16 protein-coding genes are annotated in these 19669 nt (G+C 68.1%); 9 read left to right on the top strand and 7 right to left on the bottom strand.

The window, feature by feature from the left end:
- Nucleotides 1-105: 105 nt before the first annotated feature.
- The 5 genes from HV783_RS19305 to HV783_RS19285 all read left to right on the top strand — a co-directional run bounded on the left by HV783_RS19305 (nucleotide 106) and on the right by HV783_RS19285 (nucleotide 8726).
- Nucleotides 106-897 (top strand): hypothetical protein, encoded by a 792-nt coding sequence (locus HV783_RS19305; RefSeq protein ID WP_175189701.1) that lies wholly within the window; start codon nucleotides 106-108, stop codon nucleotides 895-897.
- A 368-nt stretch (nucleotides 898-1265) separates the two neighbouring features.
- Nucleotides 1266-6005: a glutamate synthase-related protein gene (locus HV783_RS19300; RefSeq protein WP_175189700.1), complete on the top strand. Its 4740-nt coding sequence runs from the start codon at nucleotides 1266-1268 to the stop codon at nucleotides 6003-6005.
- 8 nt (nucleotides 6006-6013) lie between these two features.
- On the top strand, nucleotides 6014-7480 hold the full coding sequence (locus HV783_RS19295; protein ID WP_054503719.1) for a glutamate synthase subunit beta: 1467 nt from the start codon (nucleotides 6014-6016) through the stop codon (nucleotides 7478-7480).
- Nucleotides 7481-7623: 143 nt separating this feature from the next.
- Nucleotides 7624-8202: a chromate transporter gene (locus tag HV783_RS19290; RefSeq protein ID WP_054503720.1), complete on the top strand. Its 579-nt coding sequence runs from the start codon at nucleotides 7624-7626 to the stop codon at nucleotides 8200-8202.
- Complete coding sequence (locus tag HV783_RS19285) at nucleotides 8199-8726, top strand: chromate transporter (RefSeq protein WP_054503721.1); 528 nt, start codon at nucleotides 8199-8201, stop codon at nucleotides 8724-8726. Before HV783_RS19290 ends, HV783_RS19285 begins: the two co-directional genes overlap by 4 nt.
- Before the next feature lie 34 nt (nucleotides 8727-8760).
- Here the strand turns inward: HV783_RS19285 and HV783_RS19280 are convergent, their stop codons facing one another.
- The 6 genes from HV783_RS19280 to HV783_RS19255 all read right to left on the bottom strand — a co-directional run bounded on the left by HV783_RS19280 (nucleotide 8761) and on the right by HV783_RS19255 (nucleotide 14547).
- Entirely contained in the window at nucleotides 8761-10098 is a 1338-nt protein-coding gene (locus HV783_RS19280) for a purine-cytosine permease family protein (RefSeq protein ID WP_064524555.1), read from the bottom strand.
- Between the two features lie 153 nt (nucleotides 10099-10251).
- Entirely contained in the window at nucleotides 10252-11241 is a 990-nt protein-coding gene (locus HV783_RS19275) for a 5-oxoprolinase subunit C family protein (protein ID WP_049070609.1), read from the bottom strand.
- Nucleotides 11231-12106 carry a 5-oxoprolinase subunit B family protein gene (locus HV783_RS19270; protein WP_175189699.1) on the bottom strand — a complete coding sequence of 292 codons (876 nt, stop codon included), beginning with the start codon at nucleotides 12104-12106 and terminating at the stop codon, nucleotides 11231-11233. Before HV783_RS19270 ends, HV783_RS19275 begins: the two co-directional genes overlap by 11 nt.
- On the bottom strand, nucleotides 12103-13491 hold the full coding sequence (locus HV783_RS19265; RefSeq protein ID WP_064524552.1) for an acetyl-CoA carboxylase biotin carboxylase subunit: 1389 nt from the start codon (nucleotides 13489-13491) through the stop codon (nucleotides 12103-12105). Before HV783_RS19265 ends, HV783_RS19270 begins: the two co-directional genes overlap by 4 nt.
- 3 nt (nucleotides 13492-13494) lie before the next feature.
- Nucleotides 13495-13737: an acetyl-CoA carboxylase gene (locus HV783_RS19260; protein WP_049070603.1), complete on the bottom strand. Its 243-nt coding sequence runs from the start codon at nucleotides 13735-13737 to the stop codon at nucleotides 13495-13497.
- Nucleotides 13738-13776: 39 nt separating this feature from the next.
- Nucleotides 13777-14547 (bottom strand): 5-oxoprolinase subunit PxpA, encoded by a 771-nt coding sequence (locus HV783_RS19255; RefSeq protein WP_049070601.1) that lies wholly within the window; start codon nucleotides 14545-14547, stop codon nucleotides 13777-13779.
- Between the two features lie 258 nt (nucleotides 14548-14805).
- Here HV783_RS19255 and HV783_RS19250 point away from each other — a divergent pair, with 258 nt between their 5' ends.
- A complete protein-coding gene (locus HV783_RS19250) occupies nucleotides 14806-15723 on the top strand; it encodes a LysR family transcriptional regulator (RefSeq protein ID WP_049070599.1) in 918 nt (305 codons plus the stop codon).
- 129 nt (nucleotides 15724-15852) lie between these two features.
- Entirely contained in the window at nucleotides 15853-16494 is a 642-nt protein-coding gene (locus HV783_RS19245) for an OmpW/AlkL family protein (RefSeq protein WP_054503725.1), read from the top strand.
- A 17-nt stretch (nucleotides 16495-16511) separates the two neighbouring features.
- Here the strand turns inward: HV783_RS19245 and HV783_RS19240 are convergent, their stop codons facing one another.
- Nucleotides 16512-17384 carry a LysR family transcriptional regulator gene (locus tag HV783_RS19240; RefSeq protein WP_116791679.1) on the bottom strand — a complete coding sequence of 291 codons (873 nt, stop codon included), beginning with the start codon at nucleotides 17382-17384 and terminating at the stop codon, nucleotides 16512-16514.
- A gap of 65 nt (nucleotides 17385-17449) precedes the next feature.
- Here HV783_RS19240 and HV783_RS19235 point away from each other — a divergent pair, with 65 nt between their 5' ends.
- A complete protein-coding gene (locus tag HV783_RS19235; RefSeq protein WP_175189698.1) occupies nucleotides 17450-18670 on the top strand; it encodes a YbfB/YjiJ family MFS transporter in 1221 nt (406 codons plus the stop codon).
- Nucleotides 18671-18691: 21 nt separating this feature from the next.
- Nucleotides 18692-19669, top strand: a complete 978-nt coding sequence (locus HV783_RS19230; protein WP_054503728.1) for a Bug family tripartite tricarboxylate transporter substrate binding protein — start codon at nucleotides 18692-18694, stop codon at nucleotides 19667-19669.

Here is a 19669-nt window from a genome sequence, read left to right as displayed (position 1 = left end):
CGCGCCCATATTGTGATCGCGGGGCTTGACCAGCGTTCACCGTGGCACTATTTATATACGTGAGAGAAGACAACCCGTTCTTCTGGAAGCGCAAGCCCTGACACTATGGCCCGTCTGCCCCGTCTGTACGCCCCTGGGCTGCCCCAACTGGTGCAGGCCAATTTCATTCAGCCGCTGGCGGCGGCATCGCAGCCCGCCCCGGCCGATATCCTCAATCAGCTTGCCACGTGGCTGGGCGAATCGGCCCAGCGCCACCGCGTGTCGGTGCATGGCTGGCTGCTCGCCAACGACCGCATCCTGCTGCTGGCCACCCCCGCCGACGAGGAAGGCCTGCCGCGCCTGATGCAGACGCTGGGCCGCAACCTGGCGGCGCGCCTGCGCGGCGGTCGGGTGTTCGCGGGCCGCTATCGATCCGCCCTGCTCGAGCCCGGCGCCTGGGTTCTGCCCGCGCTGGTCTGGCTGGAAACCTATCCGGTGCGCAGCGGCGCGTCGCAGGATCCCGATTCCTGGCCTTGGTCCTCGGCCTCCAGCCATACCGGCAATACCACGGCCGCGCCGGCGCAGTGGCAGTCCGACCATGCCGACTACTGGGCCTGCGGCAACACGCCCTTCGACCGCCAGGCCAACTACCGCAAGCGCCTGCAGGACGGCCTGTCGCGCGAGGAAAGCCAGCGCATCGAACAGGCTGTTTCTGGCCAGTGGGCGCTGGGCGGCCCGAGCTTCATCGCCAGCCTGGCCCATACCGCCAGCCGCCGCGTGGCCCCGGGCCAACGCGGACGGCCGCGCAAAAAGCCGGCCGCGCCGGCCGCCGCCGAGTCCGGCAGCGATGCCGGGGGGGCCGCGACGCCGGCGTCACCGCCATCCAACGGAACCTCCGGAAGCGGATCATCCTCCTGACCAGGCGCCTTCGGGCGCTTTTTTCATACCGCCGCAATCTCCGAGGCGGCAGGATCGCGTGCGTTCGCACGCCAGCCGAGAGGCGCCGACCGGCCTCCGAATTCGCCAAAAAGCATCACAATAATTGGGGACAAAATATGGCGAAATCGAGGGATTCACCCCCTTGAGGCCCGTGCGGGTCGGCGCACCGTCGCCGCAAGCCTTGATTGGTGCGGGCCTTGTTATGTCCCCATATTAATGCTCTATGACGGTGCAATGAATAAATTAGGGTCGCACCCCTTATGTTTCTATTGCACCCTACTGCCTACGGGGGTATTGTCCGTTCCTGCACTGCAACATTAGAACGCAGTCTTACTGCGGAGCGCGCCATGCCCCAAATCACCCCGAACGAATCCTGTCCCACCCCCAAGGCGACCCCGATCGATGCCAGCCGCATCGGCCTGCCGCCGGCCCAGGGCCTGTACAACCCCAATAACGAGCATGACGCCTGTGGCGTGGGCTTCGTGGCGCACATCAAGGGCAAGAAAAGCCACGCCATCATCCAGCAGGGCCTGAAGATCCTGGAAAACCTCGATCACCGCGGCGCGGTGGGCGCGGACAAGCTGATGGGCGACGGCGCCGGCATCCTGATCCAGATCCCGGACACGCTTTATCGCGACGAGTTCGCCCAGCACGGCATCACCCTGCCGCCGCCCGGCGAATACGGCGTGGCCATGGTGTTCCTGCCCAAGGAAACCGCCTCGCGCCTGGCCTGCGAACAGGAACTGGAGCGCTCGGTGCGCGCCGAGGGCCAGGTCGTGCTGGGCTGGCGCAACGTGCCCGTGGACGTCGACATGCCGATGTCGCCCACCGTGCGCGACTGCGAACCCGTGATCCGCCAGTTGTTCATCGGCCGCGGCGCCGATGTGATGGTGCCCGACGCGCTCGAACGCAAGCTGTACGTGATCCGCAAGACCGCCAGCCACGCCATTCAGAACATGCACCTGGCGCACGGCAAGGAATACTTCGTGCCCTCGGCCTCGGTGCGCACCGTGGTCTACAAGGGCCTGCTGCTGGCCGACCAGGTCGGCCGCTACTACCGCGACCTGGCCGATCCGCGCACCGTGTCGGCGCTGGCGCTGGTGCACCAACGCTTCTCGACCAACACCTTCCCGGCCTGGCCGCTGGCCCACCCGTACCGCATGATCGCCCACAACGGCGAAATCAACACGGTCAAGGGCAACTTCAACTGGCTGCGCGCCCGCGAAGGCATGATGCAGTCGGCCGTGCTGGGCGACGACCTGAAGAAGCTGTACCCCATCGTCTATGAAGGCCAGTCGGACACCGCCACGTTCGACAACTGCCTGGAACTGCTGGTGAACTCGGGCTACTCGCTGGCCCACGCCATGATGATGATGATCCCGGAAGCCTGGGAACAGCACACGCAGATGGACGAAAGCCGGCGCGCCTTCTACGAATACCACGCCGCCATGATGGAGCCGTGGGACGGCCCCGCCGCGGTCGCGTTCACCGACGGCCGCCAGATCGGCGCCACGCTCGACCGCAACGGCCTGCGCCCGGCGCGCTACCTGGTGACCGACGACGACATGGTCATCCTGGCCTCGGAAGCCGGCACCCTGTCGATCCCCGAGAACCGCATCGTCAAGAAGTGGCGCCTGCAGCCGGGCAAGATGTTCCTGATCGACCTGGAACAGGGCCGCATCATCGACGACGCCGAGATCAAGCTGCAACTGGCCAACAGCCGTCCGTACCGCCAGTGGATCGAACGCCTGCAGATCAAGCTGGAATCGCTGCCGGCCCCGCGCCAGGCCGCCGTCGCCACGCAATCGTCGGTGTCGCTGCTGGATCGCCAGCAGGCCTTCGGCTGGACCCAGGAAGACTACAAGTTCATCCTCGAACCCATGGCCTCGACCGGCGAGGAAGTGATCGGCTCGATGGGCAACGACGCCCCGCTGGCCGTGCTGTCCGACCGCGCCAAGCCGTTCTACAACTATTTCCGCCAGTTGTTCGCCCAGGTCACCAACCCGCCGATCGACCCGATCCGCGAGCAGATGGTGATGTCGCTGGTGTCGTTCATCGGCCCCAAGCCCAACCTGCTGGACATCAACAACGTCAACCCGCCGCTGCGCCTGGAAGTGTCGCAGCCGGTGCTGGACTTCGCCGCCATGGCGCAGATCCGCGACATCGAGCAGGTGACGGGCAAGAAATTCCGCAGCTTCGAGCTGGACATCACCTACCCGGCCGCCTGGGGCCCCGAGGGCATCGAAGCCCGCGTGGCCGCGCTGTGCGCGCGCGCCGTGGACGCGGTGCAAAGCGGCTACAACATCCTGATCGTATCGGACCGCCTGGTCGACAGCGAGCGCGTGGCCATCCCCGCCCTGCTGGCCACCTCGGCGGTGCACCAGCACCTGATCCGAGCCGGCCTGCGCACCAACACCGGCCTGGTGGTGGAAACCGGCTCGGCCCGCGAAGTGCACCACTTCGCGCTGCTGGGCGGCTATGGCGCCGAAGCCATCCACCCCTACCTGGCGCTGGAATCGCTGGGCAAGATGAGCGACCCGGAAAAGGCCGTCAAGAACTTCATCAAGGCAATCGGCAAGGGTCTGAACAAGGTGATGTCCAAGATGGGCATCTCCACCTACATGTCCTACACCGGCGCCCAGATCTTCGAAGCGGTCGGCCTGCAGAGCAGCCTGGTGAACAAGTACTTCACCGGCACCGCCTCCAACATCGAAGGCATCGGCATCTTCCAGGTGGCCGAGGAAGCGCTGCGCCAGCACCGCGCCGCCTTCGGCAGCGACCCGGTCCTGGCGAACGACCTCGAAGCGGGCGGCGAGTACGCCTACCGCGTGCGCGGCGAAGAGCACATGTGGACGCCGGATTCCATCGCCAAGCTGCAGCACGCCTCGCGCGCCAACAACTACCGCACGTACAAGGAGTACGCGCAGATCATCAACGACCAGAGCCGCCGCCACATGACGCTGCGCGGCCTGTTCGAGTTCCGCTTCGATCCGTCGCGCGCCATCCCGCTCGATGACGTCGAGCCGGCCAAGGACATCGTCAAGCGCTTCGCCACCGGCGCCATGTCGCTGGGCTCGATCTCGACCGAGGCCCACTCGGTGCTGGCCGTGGCCATGAACCGCATCGGCGGCAAGTCCAACACCGGCGAAGGCGGCGAAGACGAACTGCGCTACCGCGCCGAAATGCGCGAAGGCCGCAGCACCATCAAGGACGGCGACACGCTGGCCTCGGTGCTCGGCTCCGAACGCATCGAAGCCGACGTCGCGCTCAAGAAGGGCGACTCGCTGCGCTCGAAGATCAAGCAGGTGGCCTCCGGCCGCTTCGGCGTCACCGCCGAGTACCTGTCGTCGGCCGACCAGATCCAGATCAAGATGGCGCAGGGCGCCAAGCCCGGCGAAGGCGGCCAGTTGCCGGGCCACAAGGTCTCGGAGTACATCGCCAAGCTGCGCTACTCGGTGCCGGGCGTGGGCCTGATCTCGCCGCCGCCGCACCACGACATCTACTCGATCGAAGACCTGGCGCAACTGATCCACGACCTGAAGAACGTCAACGCCAAGGCCTCGATCTCGGTCAAGCTGGTGTCGGAAGTCGGCGTCGGCACGGTGGCCGCGGGCGTGGCCAAGGCCAAGGCCGACCACGTCGTGATCGCCGGCCATGACGGCGGCACGGGCGCCTCGCCGGTCTCGTCCATCAAGCACGTCGGCACGCCCTGGGAACTGGGCCTGGCCGAAACCCAGCAGACGCTGGTGCTGAACCGCCTGCGCAGCCGCATCCGCGTGCAGGCCGACGGCCAGATGAAGACCGGCCGCGACGTCGTCATCGGCGCGCTGCTGGGCGCCGACGAATTCGGTTTCGCCACGGCGCCGCTAGTCGTCGAAGGCTGCATCATGATGCGCAAGTGCCACCTGAACACCTGCCCGGTGGGCGTGGCCACGCAGGATCCGGTGCTGCGCAAGAAGTTCCAGGGCAAGCCCGAGCACGTCGTCAACTTCTTCTTCTTCATCGCCGAGGAAGTGCGCGAGATCATGGCCCAGTTGGGCATCCGCAAGTTCGACGACCTGATCGGCCGCGCCGACCTGCTGGACATGCGCTCGGGCGTCGAGCACTGGAAGGCGCAGGGCCTGGACTTCACCCGCGTGTTCCACCAGACGCAGTCCGATGCCGAAGTGCGCCAGACCGAAGAACAGGATCATGGCCTGGCCGGCGCGCTGGACCACCAGTTGATCGAGCGCAGCAAGCCGGCGCTGGAGCGCGGTGAGAAGGTCTCGTTCATCGTGCCGGTGCGCAACCGCAACCGCACCATCGGCGCCATGCTGTCGGGCGCCGTGGCCGCGCGCTACGGCCACGACGGCCTGCCGGACGACACCATCCACATCCAGTGCAACGGCACCGCCGGCCAGAGTTTCGGCGCGTTCCTGGCCCATGGCATCACCATGGACCTGGTGGGCGAAGGCAACGACTACGTCGGCAAGGGCCTGTCGGGCGGCCGCATCATCGTGCGCTCGCCCAATGACTTCCGCGGCTTCGGCCCCGACCACATCATTGCCGGCAACACCGTCCTGTACGGCGCGCTGGCGGGCGAGGCCTTCTTCAACGGCGTGGCCGGCGAACGCTTCGCGGTGCGCAACTCGGGCGCCGCCACGGTCGTGGAAGGCACCGGCGACCACGGCTGCGAATACATGACGGGCGGCACCGTGGTAGTGCTGGGCGCCACCGGCCGCAACTTCGCCGCCGGCATGTCGGGCGGCGTGGCGTACGTGTGGGATCCGGAACGCACGCTCAAGCAGCGCGCCAACCTGTCGATGGTCGAACTGGAAGCCGTGCTGCCGCACGCGGAACAGCAGGCCCAGAACAACATCGACGTCTGGCACAGCGCGCAGCGCGGCGGCGAGCGCGAGACGGATGAAGCCATCCTGCGCCGCCTGGTGGAAGACCACTTCCGCTACACCGGCAGCTTCCGCGCCCGCGAAATCCTGGGCGACTGGGAAGCCTCGCGCGGCAAATTCGTAAAGGTCATGCCGACGGACTACCGCCGCGCATTGGGTGAAATGTGGCGTGCAGCCAACCCGCAACAACTGGCTGCGTGAGGGATACCATGGGAAAGATTACCGGCTTTATGGAATACCAGCGCCTGCAGGAGGCCTCCGAGGCCCCGCAGAAGCGGCTGAAGAACTGGCGCGAATTCGTGCTGCACCTGACCGACGACCAGGCCAAGCAGCAGGCGGCGCGCTGCATGGACTGCGGCATCCCGTTCTGCAACAACGGCTGCCCGGTCAACAACATCATCCCCGACTGGAATGACCTGGTGTACAAGCAGGACTGGCGCCGCGCGCTGGACGTGCTGCACTCCACCAACAACTTCCCGGAATTCACCGGCCGCATCTGCCCGGCGCCGTGCGAGGCTGCCTGTACCTTGAACATCAACAGCGACGCCGTGGGCATCAAGTCCATCGAGCACGCCATCATCGACAAGGGCTGGGCCGAGGGCTGGGTGACGCCGCAAGTGCCGGCGCGCAAGACCGGCAAGAAGGTCGCCGTGGTGGGCTCCGGCCCCGCCGGCCTGGCCTGCGCGCAGCAACTGGCGCGCGCCGGCCACTCGGTGACGCTGTTCGAGAAGAGCGACCGCATCGGCGGCCTGCTGCGCTACGGCATCCCCGACTTCAAGCTGGAAAAGCACCAGATCGACCGCCGCATCTCGCAGATGGAAGCCGAAGGCGTGGAATTCGCGCCCTCGACCTACGTCGGCAAGCCGACCGACCCGGTGGCCGACGGCCTGACCGTGCGCACCCCGGACTCGCTGCTGGCCGAATTCGACGCCGTGGTGATGAGCGGCGGTTCGGAAACCCCGCGCGACCTGCCGGTGCCGGGCCGCGAGCTGTCGGGCGTCTATTTCGCCATGGACTTCCTGCGCCAGCAGAACAAGGCCGTGGCGGGCGACCGCCTCACCAACCAGACGCTGGCCAAGGGCAAGCACGTGGTGGTGATCGGCGGCGGCGACACCGGTTCCGACTGCGTCGGCACCAGCAACCGCCATGGCGCCGCCTCGGTCACCCAGTTCGAACTGCTGCCGCAGCCGCCCGAGTCCGAGAACAAGGCCATGACCTGGCCCTACTGGCCGCTGAAGATGCGCACCTCGTCCTCGCACGAGGAAGGCTGCGAACGCGACTGGTCGGTGACCACCAAGCTGCTCAAGGGCAGCAACGGCAAGGTCGAGAAGCTGGTCGGCGCCCGCGTCGAGTGGTTCAAGGATGAATCGACCGGCCAGATGAAGATGCGCGAGGTCGAAGGCTCGGAATTCGAGATCAAGGCCGACCTGGTGCTGCTTGCCATGGGCTTCGTGTCGCCCGTGCAGGCCGTGCTGGATGCCTTCGGCGTCGACCGCGACGCGCGCGGCAACGTGCGCGCCAACACCGACGACTACCGCACCAACGTGGAAAAGGTCTTCACCGCCGGCGACATGCGTCGCGGCCAGTCGCTGGTGGTCTGGGCCATCCGCGAAGGCCGCCAGTGCGCGCGCTCGGTGGACGCCTACCTGATGGGGTCGAGCGACTTGCCGCGCTGAGCGCGCCGCGCTGCCGCGCCGGTCACCGACCCGGCCCCCGCTTTCGCCGCCCGGCACGTCGTGCCCGGCGGCGAAATTCTTTCAGCCAGCCGACATTTCGCATTGCGTAAGATGCGGTCATTGACCCCATCGCGCCGCCCGCCATGTCCTCCGCTGACCCCGCCGTTGCCGCCCCGCCGACACTGCCGCAGATTTTCCTGGCCTTCGCCAAGGTCGGCCTGACCAGTTTCGGCGGCGGCCTGAGCGGCTGGATGATGCGCGAATTCGTGCAGCAGCGGCGCTGGCTGTCCGAAGCCGATTTCCTCAGCGGCCTGGCGCTGGCGCAGTCGTTCCCGGGCGTGAACGTGGTGAACCTGGCCATCTGGATCGGCTTTCGCCTGCGCGGCGGCGCCGGCGCGCTGCTGGGCGGCCTGGGCATCACCGTGCCGCCGATGCTGGTGGCCATCGGCGCGGCCGCGCTGTTCGCCAGCATGGCGCAGTCGCAGGGCCTGCACGTGGCCATGGCGGGCGTGGCGGCGGCGGCGGTCGGGGTGTCGCTGCAGACCGGCCTGCGCGCCGCCCGGCGCGCGCTGCAGGGCTGGGTGCCGGCCGCCGTCATGGGCGCGACCTTCGCCGCCATCTTCCTGCTGCGCCTGCCGCTGCTGTGGGTGGTGGGCGCGATGGCGCCCCTGTCGATCGGCATCGCCTACGCGCGGCTGCGGCGCCGGGAGCGGCAACCATGAACCTGGCCACGCTGCACGACCTGTTCTCGGTGTTCACGCCGCTGTCGTTCCTGACGGTCGGAGGCGGCCAGAGCATCCTGCCCGACATCCACCGCCAGGCGGTGGACAGCTATGGCTGGATCAGCGAATCGCAGTTCCTGGATTACTTTGCGCTGTCCCGCATCACGCCGGGCCCGGCGTCGCTGCTGGTGACGCTGATCGGCTGGCAGGTGGGCGGGTGGCTGGGCGCGATTGCCGCGTCGATCGCGATCTTCCTGCCCTGCTCGCTGTTGATCTACGCGCTGGCGCGGGTCTGGGCGCGCTACCGCCAGGCCACCTGCGTCCGCGCCATCGAGGCGGGCCTGGTGCCGGTGGCCGCCGGCATGATCCTGGCCTCGTCGTGCACGGTACTGCGGGCCGCCGAAGGCGGCGCCTGGGCCTGGGGCGTGGCCGCGGTCTCCACGCTGGCGCTGGTCTACACGCGCATCAGCCCCTTCCTCATGCTGGCGCTGGGCGCGCTCGTGTTCCTGGCCGCGCTGGCCTGAGCCGGCGCCCCGACCAGCGAGGGACGCCGCGCGACTAGGCGCCGCCGCGCTGCATGCGCGGCCCCGAGACCGCCGCCTGCCCCAGCCAGTACACCGCGCCCGCCACCACAAAGCTGGCCGGCGCCGCGAAGGTCGCCGCAACGCCGTTCAGGTGCATCAGCACCAGGCCGCTGGCCGCGCCCGCGAACCAGGCGCCGAGGCCGCGGCGGTTGTAGGCGCTGCCCCCGCCTGGCGTCGGCGCGGCTTCGTCCACCGCCAGGATGTGCACCAGCGCCACGGCGACCCACGCCACCACGAAGATGCCCTGGTAGGCCAGCGCCTGCAGCAGATAGGCGAACACGTCGAACAGCATCAGCGCGTATGACACCGCGCCCACGATCACCGCCCAGGCGGCCTTGGACAGGCGCGCTCGGCCGAAGCGCGCGAAGAAGGCCTGCATGTTGATGGTGGCCAGGTAGTAGTTGGCGGTATTGATGCGGGTCTGCGTCACCCAGACGAAGAACAGGCCGCCCAGCCCCATCAGCTTGAGCAGCGCCAGCACCACCGACACTTCGCTCAGGGCGCCATCGCCGGGAATGATGGCGACCAGGTAGATGCCGGCCACGCCGTTTAGCAGGAAGGTCACCAGGTAGAACGGCATGCCGAAGTTGTAGCGGCCGTGGTAGCGCGCGTCTTCGCGGCGGCCGAAGCGCGCGTAGTCGAAGGTGAACATCATCAGGATCCACACGCCCATGTAGTACACGTAGGCGTCCCACCAGCCGCCCGCCACCGGCCCTCCGGCCGGGCCGAATGCCAGCCAGGCGTCGCTGTAGCCGTACTCGCGCGTGGCCAGCGCCACTGCCAGCAGCAGGCCGCCCAGGTAGAAGGGCAGCAGCACGCCGTTGAACTTGTCGAGCCAGCGCTGCACGCTGCCGAAGATCAGCAGCACGCTGTAGACGACCACCAGCAGCGCGAAGGCCCAGTAGGGCACGGCCGGGAACATGTGGTGCGCGGCGACCGCCATCACCGAGCCCTCGAACACGGCGTAATAGATGGCGGTGGCAAAGAAGATCAGGGTGGCCAGCGCCGCGCCCGAGGTGCCGAACACGCTGCGAGAGAACAGCGCCACCGACTGGCCGGTGCGGATGGCGTAACGCGAGATCACGGCGTTGATCAGGCCATAGGAAATCACCGACAGCACCATGCCGATGATGGCGTTGCGGGCGCCGTAGTTGAGCGCCAGCGTGGCGCCGACCACGATGTAGAAGATGGCGCTGCACACGGCCCACCAGGCCATGGTGAGCGGGAATCGGCCCATGCGGTCGGCATCGGCCACGGTGGCTAGGGAAGTGTCCCGGTCGGAGGACGAGGAGCTGGAAGCAAGGTTGGCCATGGAGGCTCTCCTGACGTGCTGAAGAACCGCGGAATGCGGACGGGTACGGCGTGCAGCGTGTGAAACTCAAATGCACAGGCGCGAGCGCGCCCGTCCGGCCCGTCGGAACGGGCCGGAAGGAAAGCGGCAATCAACGGGAAAGCGGGGCGGAGATCAGCCCAGGGCGGCGCGCAGCCGCTCGAGGCGGGCGCGGTAGTCCTTGCGGGCCTGCAAGGCCGTCTCCAGCGTGACCCGCTCGAAGCGGGCCTGCTGGTTGGGCTGCATCTGGCCGACCTTGTCGAGGTCCGCGCTGATCACGGTGCCGATCATGGCGTAGCCGCCGCCGGACACGGCATCGCGATGCAGGATGATGGGTTCCACCCCCGCCGGCACCTGGATCGAACCAATGGGATAGCAGGCGTCGACGATGTTGGACGGATCGGCGCCGGCGCCGAACGGCTGTTCGCGCGGCTGGAACTTCAGCGCGCGGCCCTTCTTGTAGCGGTAGCCGATGCGGTCCGCCTCGGAGGTCACGCTCCAGGCGTCTTCGTAGAACGATGCGGCCGATTCCGGCATCAGGCGATGGTCGTACAGGCCCGGCACCACGCGCAGCACCTGTTCCTTCGGACACTCGCTGGCGAGCGCCGCCGGCAGCGCGCGGCCGACCCGCGTCCCGGGGCGCGGCGCGCCCACGCGCAAGCGGTCGCCGGCCTGCAGGCGGCGGCCCTCGAAGCCGCCGATGGCGCCCAGCGTGTAGGTCGAGCGGCTACCCAGCACCTCGGGCACGTCGATGCCGCCGGCGATCGCCAGGCAGGCGCGCGCGCCGGCCTGCACGAAATCGAATGACAGCCTGGCGCCGGCCGGCACCGCCAGCGCGGTGTTGCAGGCCTGTGCCTGGCCATCGATCTTGGGCGTCATGGTGGCGCCGGTGACGGCGATCACCGCCGCGCGGGTGAAGCGCAGTTCGGGCCCCATCAGCGTGCATTCCAGCACCGCCGCGTCCTCGGGGTTGCCCACCAGCAGGTTGGCGGCGGCCAGCGCGTACTGGTCCAGCGCGCCCGAGGGTGGAATGCCCAGGTGGTAGTAGCCCTGGCGGCCACGATCCTGGACCGACGTCGCCAGCCCGGGCTTGATCACTTCGATGAGCGGTTCGTCATGCGACATGGAGCGTCTCCAGAAGGCGGGCGTTGTACTGTTCGGGCGCCGCCATGAATTCGGACAGCGAGAACGACACGGGACGGATGTCGAGCTGGAAGGTGCCGGCCTCGACCCGCGCCACCGCGGCGTCGTACTCGCCGCGGCTGATCGGCTTGAACTTGACGATGTCCCCGGGACGGAAGAACACCATCGAGTCGCGCAGGTGCGCCTGGCGCTGCGCGGGCTCGAAGATCGGCGCCGGCGTCACGCCGAACATCTGGTAGCCGCCCGCGCCGCGCACGGAATAGATGCAGGCGAAGCAACCGCCATGTCCCACCGTGTGCTTGGGCGTGTCGGTGCGCGGCCGCAGGTACTTGGGCACTTCCAACTGGCGTTCGCGTTCGACCATCTGGAACATGAACGGCAGCCCGGCCACGAAGCCGACCATCGACACGAACCACGGCGCGCTGGAATGCGCGGCGATGAATGCATCGGTATCGGCAAAGCCGTTGATGCGCGCCGCGTATTCCAGGTCGGTCGAGTCGGGGTCCTGGTGGCGCTCGCGAAAGCGCATCAGCGTCTCGTGGGTCCAGGGGTCGTTGTAGAGCACCGGCACCTGGATGACGCGGGTGTCGAGCCGCAGGTTGTCCAGGTCGATGGTGGCCTCGATATCGCGCAGGATGGCCAGCATGGCCTCGGGCGCGACCTGCTCGGGGTCGTAGCGGATCTGGTACGAGGCGTTGGCCGGGCAGATCTCGGTGACGCCGGGCACGGCGCGTTCGCGCAGCGCGCGCGTGATCGCCATGCCCTTGAAGAACGCGGCCAGCGACATCGATTCGCTGATCTCGGCGAAGATGAACTCATCGCCGCCATGGGTGTAGCGCACCGTCATTGGGTCCCCTCCCGCTGCTGCATCCAGCTTTCCAGATAGTTGGTGTGATAGTCGCCCGCCAGCACGCCCGCGTCGGCCACCAGGGCGCGATGCAGGGACAGCGTCGACGGCACGCCTTCGAATTCGGTTTCGTCCAGCGCGCGCGCCATGCGAGCCAGCGCGGCGTCGCGGTCCTCGTCCCACACGATCAACTTGGCCAGCAGCGAATCGTAATAGGGCGGCACCACGCTGCCGGCATACACCATCGAGTCAATGCGCACGCCCGGACCGGCCGGCCAGCGCACGTGCGACACGGTGCCGGGGCCCGGCGCGAAGTTGCGCGCCGGGTCTTCGGCGTTCAGGCGGCATTCGATGGCGGCGCCGCGCATGACGATGTCCGCTTGCTTGAAACGCAGCGGCTCGCCATCGGCGATGCGCAGCATCTCGCGCACCAGGTCGATGCCGGTGATGGCCTCGGTGATGGGATGCTCGACCTGGATGCGCGTGTTCATCTCGATGAAGTAGAACTCGCCGCGGGTCTCGTCGTACAGGTATTCCAGCGTGCCGGCGCCACGATAGCCCACCGATTCGGTCAGGCGCAGCGCCGATTCGCACAGCGCCTGGCGCAGCGCGGGGCTCAGCGCCGGCGACGGCGCTTCCTCGAACACCTTCTGGCGGCGGCGCTGCAGCGAGCATTCGCGCTCGAACAGGTGCACCGCGCGCTCGCCGTCGCCCAGCACCTGCACCTCGATATGACGGGCGCGCGGCAGGTAGCGCTCCAGGTAAACGCCACCATCGCCAAACGCGGCGCGCGCCTCGGCCTGGGCCAGGGGAATGGCTTCGCGCAGTTGCGCCTCGTCGGCGGCCACGCGGATGCCGCGGCCGCCGCCGCCGGCACTGGCTTTGATCATCAGGGGATAGCCGATCTGCGCCGCATGGCTCAGGGCCTCGTCCAGCGAGCCCACCACGCCCTCGCTGCCCGGCACCGTCGGCACGCCCGCCGCCTTGGCGCAGGCGCGCGCGGCAGCCTTGTCGCCCATGCTGCGGATGGTGCGCGCATCGGGACCAACGAACACCAGGCCGGCGTCGGTCACGGCCTGCGAGAAGTCGGCGTTCTCGGCCAGGAAGCCGTAGCCCGGGTGGATCGCGTCGGCGCCGCTCTCGCGCGCCGCCGCCAGCAGGGCCTCGGCGTTGAGATAGCTGCGCGTGGCGTGCGCCGGTCCGATGTGCACCGCCGCGTCGGCCAGGCGCACCGCCAGCGCGTCGCGGTCGGCGTCGCTATAGACCGCCACTGTGCGCATGCCCAGCTCGCGCGCGGCGCGAATGACCCGCAGCGCGATCTCGCCGCGGTTGGCGACCAGCAGGGTATGGATGCGGCGCGGCCGGTAGAAGGAATGCACGCCCATGCCTCAGCCCTCGATCCGCAGCAGCGCCTGGCCGGGTTCGACCGGGTCGCCGTCGGCCACCAGGATCTCGGCGACCACGCCGCCGATCTCGGCCTCGATCTGGTTGAACTGCTTCATCACCTCGACGATGCCGACCACGTCGCCGGGCTGGATGGCGGCGCCCACCTCGACGAACGGCGCGGCGTCGGGACTGGGACGGCGGTAGAAGGTGCCGGGCAGGGGGCTCTGGATTTCTTGCTGCGACATGGGGTTTTCTCCTTGGAATGTATGGGAATGATGGGCGGATCAGGACAGCCGCGGCGGCGCGATGCGGATGCCGTGCGCCTCCAGGCGGGCGCGGGTGGCCTGCACCAGCGCCAGCGCGCCGGGGGTGTCGCTGTGGATGCAGACAGAGTCGAAGCCGATCGGAATGTCGCGGCCATCCACGGTGCGCACCTTGCCGTCGGTGCACGCGCGCAGCACCTTGTCGGCCACCTGCTCCGGATCGAGCGCCTGGGTGTAGCGCGTGAACACGATCGAGCCGCTGGCGTCGTAGTCGCGGTCCGCGTAGAACTCGCGCACCACCGGCAGGCCCAGCTCGCGCGCCACCTTGCAGGTCAGCGAGTTCTCCATGCAATACAGCATCAGCGTGGGCTCCAGGTCGCGCAGCGTCTGCACCAGGCGGCGCGACAGGGTTTCGTCGCGCGCGGCGCGCATGTAGAGCGCGCCATGCGGCTTGACGTGCTGCAGCCGCAGGCCATAGAGGCGGGCAAATTCGCGCAGCGCGCCGACCTGGTAGACGATGTCGTTGACCAGGCCCTCGGCGTTCTCGTTCAGATCGCGGCGGCCGAAGCCGACCAGGTCGCGAAAGCCGGGATGCGCGCCGATGCCGATGCCATGCTCGCGCGCCATCACCACGGTGCGGTTCATGATGTTGGGATCGCCGGCGTGAAAGCCCGTGGCGATGTTGGCCGAGCTGATCAGCGGCATGATGGCGTCGTCGACGTCATCGCCGATCTTCCAGGAACCAAATCCCTCGCCCATGTCGGAGTTCAGGTCTATCGTCGCCTTGCTCATGAAACAGGATCTCCTTCCATCTGCGGGCCGGTGGCCCGCGCAATGCCTGCACAGTAGCGAAGCGCCCGAGGGATAAAAAGTTCTTTTTTCGGATCAACGGTTATCTGAATTTTTGATGCCCTGCATTACGCACCAAATCAGGGCGATTACCGGATTCCTATGAAATTTCAGGGATTTCCCTGAGATTCGGCGCACCCCCATGGCGCGGATAAACAGATATTCTGGTGGCTGACTATCTATTAATCAGATATTGCCGCCATGTCGCTTACCCTCCGGCAGCTCAAGTATTTCGTCGCGGCCGCCGAACTCGGGCAGATCTCGCAGGCGGCGATCCAGTTGGCGATCTCGCAATCCGCCGTCACCACCGCCATCCGCGAACTCGAGGAGATCGTGGGCTCGCCGCTGTTCCAGCGCAGTGCCAGCGGCGTGGCGTTGACCGAGACCGGGCGCGGCTTCCTCAACCACGCCTACAACATCCTGTCGTCGGTCGACGAGGCGCTGCGCATGCCCAGCGCCGACGGTCGCGAGAGCGGGAGGTTGCTGCTGGCTGCGTCCTATACCGTGATCGGCTACTTCCTGCCGTACCACCTGCAGCGCCTGTCGCAGCTCTATCCCAACCTGGACATCCAACTTCACGAACTGAACCGCAACGCCATCGAGGAAGGCTTGATCGCACACCGCTACGACATGGCGGTGCTGCTGACCTCGAACGTGGTGAACCCGGAACTGGCCGTCGAGCATTTCTTCGGCTCGCCGCGGCGGCTGTGGGTGCCGGCGCGCCATCCGCTGCTGGCGCGCGACACTGTCACGCTGGAAGACGTGGCGCATGAACCGTTCATCATGCTGACCGTCGACGAGGCCGCGCACACCGCACTGCGGTACTGGAGCGAGACGCCGTTCCGCCCCGACGTGCGCCTGCGCACCTCTTCGGTGGAAGCGGTGCGCAGCATGGTGGCCAATGGCGGCGGCGTGGCGGTGCTGTCGGACATGGTCTATCGGCCGTGGTCGCTGGAAGGCCGGCGCATCGAGACCATCCAGTTGAAGGATCCGATCCCGCCGATGAACGTGGGGCTGGCGTGGCGCAAGGGCGCGGACATCACCGGCCCGATGCGCGCGGTGCGCGACTATTTCCGCCACGCGTATGCCGTGCCGCGTGGCACCGACAACTTGCGTTGAGTCCGATTCGTACGTATTTGTGGCGCCGCTACCACGCGCCGCGTTGCCGCTTGATACACGTCAAGGCCCGCTTTTCCCGCCTCTGCGAACCTGAATGCCTGCATTCACGCAATACACGGAGAGAGGAAAATGTTCGCGATGTCTCGGCGCCTGCGCGCCCTTGCCCTGGCCACTGCCTGCGGCGCCCCCCTGATGCTTGCCGCCCCCGCCCATGCCCACGAAGCCGGCGACATCCTGTTCCGGGTCGGCGCGACCCAGGTACGCCCCGCGTCCAACAACGGCACGGTGCTCGATGGCACCGTCAAGCTCGACGCCAACAACAACGTGCGCCCCAGCTTCACGCTGGCCTACATGGCCACGCGCAACATCGGCATCGAACTGCTGGGCGCCTGGCCGTTCCAGCATGACGTGCGCGGCAGCGGCCTGGGCAAGATCGGTTCCAGCAAGCAATTGCCGCCGACCCTCAGCCTGCAATGGCACATCCTGCCCGACAGCATGGTGCAACCCTACATCGGCGTCGGCGTCAACTACACCAAGTTCTTCGACACCAAGGCCGAGGGCGCGCTCAAGGGTTCCGACCTGAAGATGGGCGATTCCTGGGGCGTGGCCGCGCAACTGGGCGCGGACATCAAGATCAGCGAACGCTGGTTCATGAACGCCGACATCCGCTACATCGACATCAAGTCCAAGGTGAAGCTCAACGGCGAACACATCGGCACCGCCCGCATCAACCCGTGGGTCGCCACGCTGGGCGTCGGCTACCGCTTCTGATACCCACGTCCCATCGGCTACTGGCGCCGCTGCGCCAGTAGCTGCCGCAACGCCTGCAATGCAGGCGTTTCGTCGTCCGCGCGCCAGATCAATCGCGTCTGCGCGCGGCCGTGCCTGCCAGCCAGCGGCGTCACGCGCAGCGACGGCTCCGCGCCCAGCAGCGCCAGCACCGAGCGCGGCACGATCGCCACGCCCGAGCCTGCCGCCACGCACGCGACGATGGCGTGGTACGACGCGAATTCCATCACCTTGCCCGGCGCCACGCCTTCCTGGCCGAACCACGATTCCAGGATGCGTCGATACGAACAGCCCGCCGCGAACGCGATGACACTGCGATCGCCGACATCCTTGGGGCCATGGATCTCGGGCCAGGCCAGCGGCGAGATCAGCGCCAATTCTTCCTCGAAAGCCGGTTGCTGCGCCAGGCCCTGCGCGTCGAAGGGCTGCGCCACGAAGGCGGCCTCGATCTCGTAGTTGCGCACCATGGCCGCCAACGCGCCCGACGTGCCCGTAACCAGTTCGATCCGCACCTTCGGCCAGGCCGCGTGATACGTCGCGAGGATAGGGGGCAGGCGCGCCGCGGCCGTGCTTTCCATGGTGCCGATGCGCAGCAGGCCCTGCGGCGCGCCGTCGCGCACGGCCGCCTGGGCCTCGGCCGACAGGCGCAGCATGCGGTCGGCGTAGGACAGCAGCACGCGCCCCTGTTCCGACAGCACCAGGCGCCGGTTCTGGCGGCGAAACAGCGGCGCCTCCAGCGTCGCTTCAAGCTGCTTGAGGCGGGTCGAGACGTTCGACTGCACCCGGTTCAGGTGGGCCGCGGCGCGCGCCACGCCCCCGTGGTCGGCCACCGCCTTGAAGATCTGCAGCGCGTCGAGATCCAAATTTCTCATTTCAAGAACTCATGTTCTTAATAATTCACTATTCAAGATATTAGTACAGCCGTAGAGTGGGAGCCATGTCAATAGCCGCCCACCCCGATCCCGCGTCCCCGCGCGGCGCCATCCGCCTGGCCTTGCCGGCCGCGCTGGCGCTGGCCGCCGCCATGGGCATCGGCCGCTTCGCCTTCACGCCGGTCTGGCCGTTGATGGCGCAGGAGGCCGGCTTGTCGCTGGCTCAGGGCAGTTGGCTGGCGTCGGCCAATTACGCGGGTTACCTGCTGGGCGCACTGGCGGCGGCGGTGCGGCCGCCGCGCCATCCGCGCGCCATGCTGGCGATCAGCCTGCTGGCCGTGGCCGTGCTGACGCTGGCCATGCCGGCGTTCCACGGCGTCCTGGCCTGGAGCCTGCTGCGGCTGGCGGCGGGCTATGGCAGCGCCAGCGCCTTCATCTGCGTGGCCGCGTCGCGCGCGGTCGCCCCGGGCGACCCGCGCGCGCCAGCCGTGTCGGCCATCACCTACGCCGGCGTCGGCGCGGGCATCGCGCTGACCGGCCTGGCCTGTCTGGGATTGATGGCCGCCGGCGTCGGCGCCAATGCAAACTGGATCGCGCTGGGCGCGCTGGCGCTGCTGCTGTCGGTCCTGGCCTGGCCCGGGCTGAAGCGCCCCGGGCCGGCCCGCCACCTGGCCGCCGCGCCCGCGCCCGGGCGCCTGCCGCCGGGTATCGGCCGCCTGGCGCTGCATTACGGCGTGTTCGGCGCCGGCTACATCATTCCCGCCACCTTCCTGCCCGCCATGGCGCGCGAGATCATTCCCGATCCCGCCGTGTTCGGCTGGGCCTGGCCATTGTTCGGCCTGGCCGCCGCGCTCTCCTGCCTGGTGGCGCCGCGCGTGGCGCAAGCCCGCGAGGACAAGACGGTGTGGCGCGGGGCGCAGGCGTTGATGGCGCTGGGCATGCTGGCGGCGGCGCTATGGCACGACATCGCCGCGATCATCGTCGCCGCGCTGCTGGTGGGCGGCACCTTCATGGTCATCACGCAATCGGGCATGCTGGTGGCGCAACGACTGGCCGGCAGCGCCGCGCCACGGGCCGCGGCCGTCATGACCTCGGCCTTCGCCGCCGGCCAGATCGTGGGGCCGCTGCTGGCCTCCGCCGCCGCGCGCTGGGGCGCCACGCTGCCGCAAGTGCTGGCGGCAGGCGCGGCATTGCTGGCGCTGTCGGCCTGGCGCTTGGGGAAAATCAGCACCACGGGCGGCAACGCTGGGCATAATGCGATCGGTTCCCGGGAACCATCACATTAAGAGAAAGAGGAGTCACCCAGCATGAAATCGCTACGCCCCCTGGTCGCCGCCCTGGCCACCTTCGCCGCCCTGAGCGGCACCGCCCACGCCCAGGCCGCCGACTGGCCCGCCAAGCCCATCACCATGATCGTGCCCTACGCCCCGGGCGGCTTTGCCGATACCCGTGTGCGCCTGCTGGCGCGCAAGCTGGGCGAATCGCTGGGCCAGCCGATCGTGGTCGAGAACAAGGCGGGCGCGGGCGGCGTGGTCGGCACCAACCTGATCGCCAAGGCGGCGCCCGACGGCTACACCATCGGCACCGGCAACCTGGCGCCGATGGCGGTCAACCCGTCGCTGATGAAGGACATGCCGTACAACCCGCAGAAGGATCTGGCGCCCGTCATCCTGATCGAGAACAGCCCCCTGGTGCTGAGCGTGAACAATGAGCTGCCGGTCAAGACCCTGGCCGACCTGATCGCCATGGCCAAAAAGCAGCCGGGCAAGCTGTCGTTCGGTTCGTCCGGCGTGGGCGGCGCCCATCACCTGTCCGGCGAGATGTTCCGCGAGCAAGCCAAGATCGACATCGTGCACGTGCCCTACAAGGGCGGCAGCCTGGCCGCGACCGACCTGATGGGCGGCCATATCTCGATGATGTTCGAGATGGGCTACTCGGCGCTGCCGGCCATCCAGGGCCAGAAGATCCACCCGATCGCGGTGACCTCGGCCAAGCGCCTGGCGGTGCTGCCGGACGTGCCCACCATGGCCGAATCCGGCCTGCCGGGCTTCGAGTCGTACAACTGGCAGGGCATCGTCGCCCCCGCCGGAACCCCCGCGCCCATCATTGCCAAGCTCAATGCCGAGTTCAACCGCATCCTGAAGGAACCCGACGTGCAGAAGGCCATCGCCGACACCGGCAGCCAGGCCGGCGGCGGCACGCCCGAGGAATTCGGCGCGTTCATCAAGAGCGAAACGGACAAGTGGGCGCACGTCATCCAGGCTGGAAACATCCAGCTGCAATAA

The sequence above is a fragment of the Achromobacter dolens genome (assembly GCF_902859745.1).
Taxonomy (GTDB): Bacteria; Pseudomonadota; Gammaproteobacteria; order Burkholderiales; family Burkholderiaceae_B; genus Achromobacter; species Achromobacter dolens.
The sequence above is the reverse complement of the archived record's forward strand: the minus strand, read 5'-3'. Positions and strand labels throughout refer to the sequence as shown.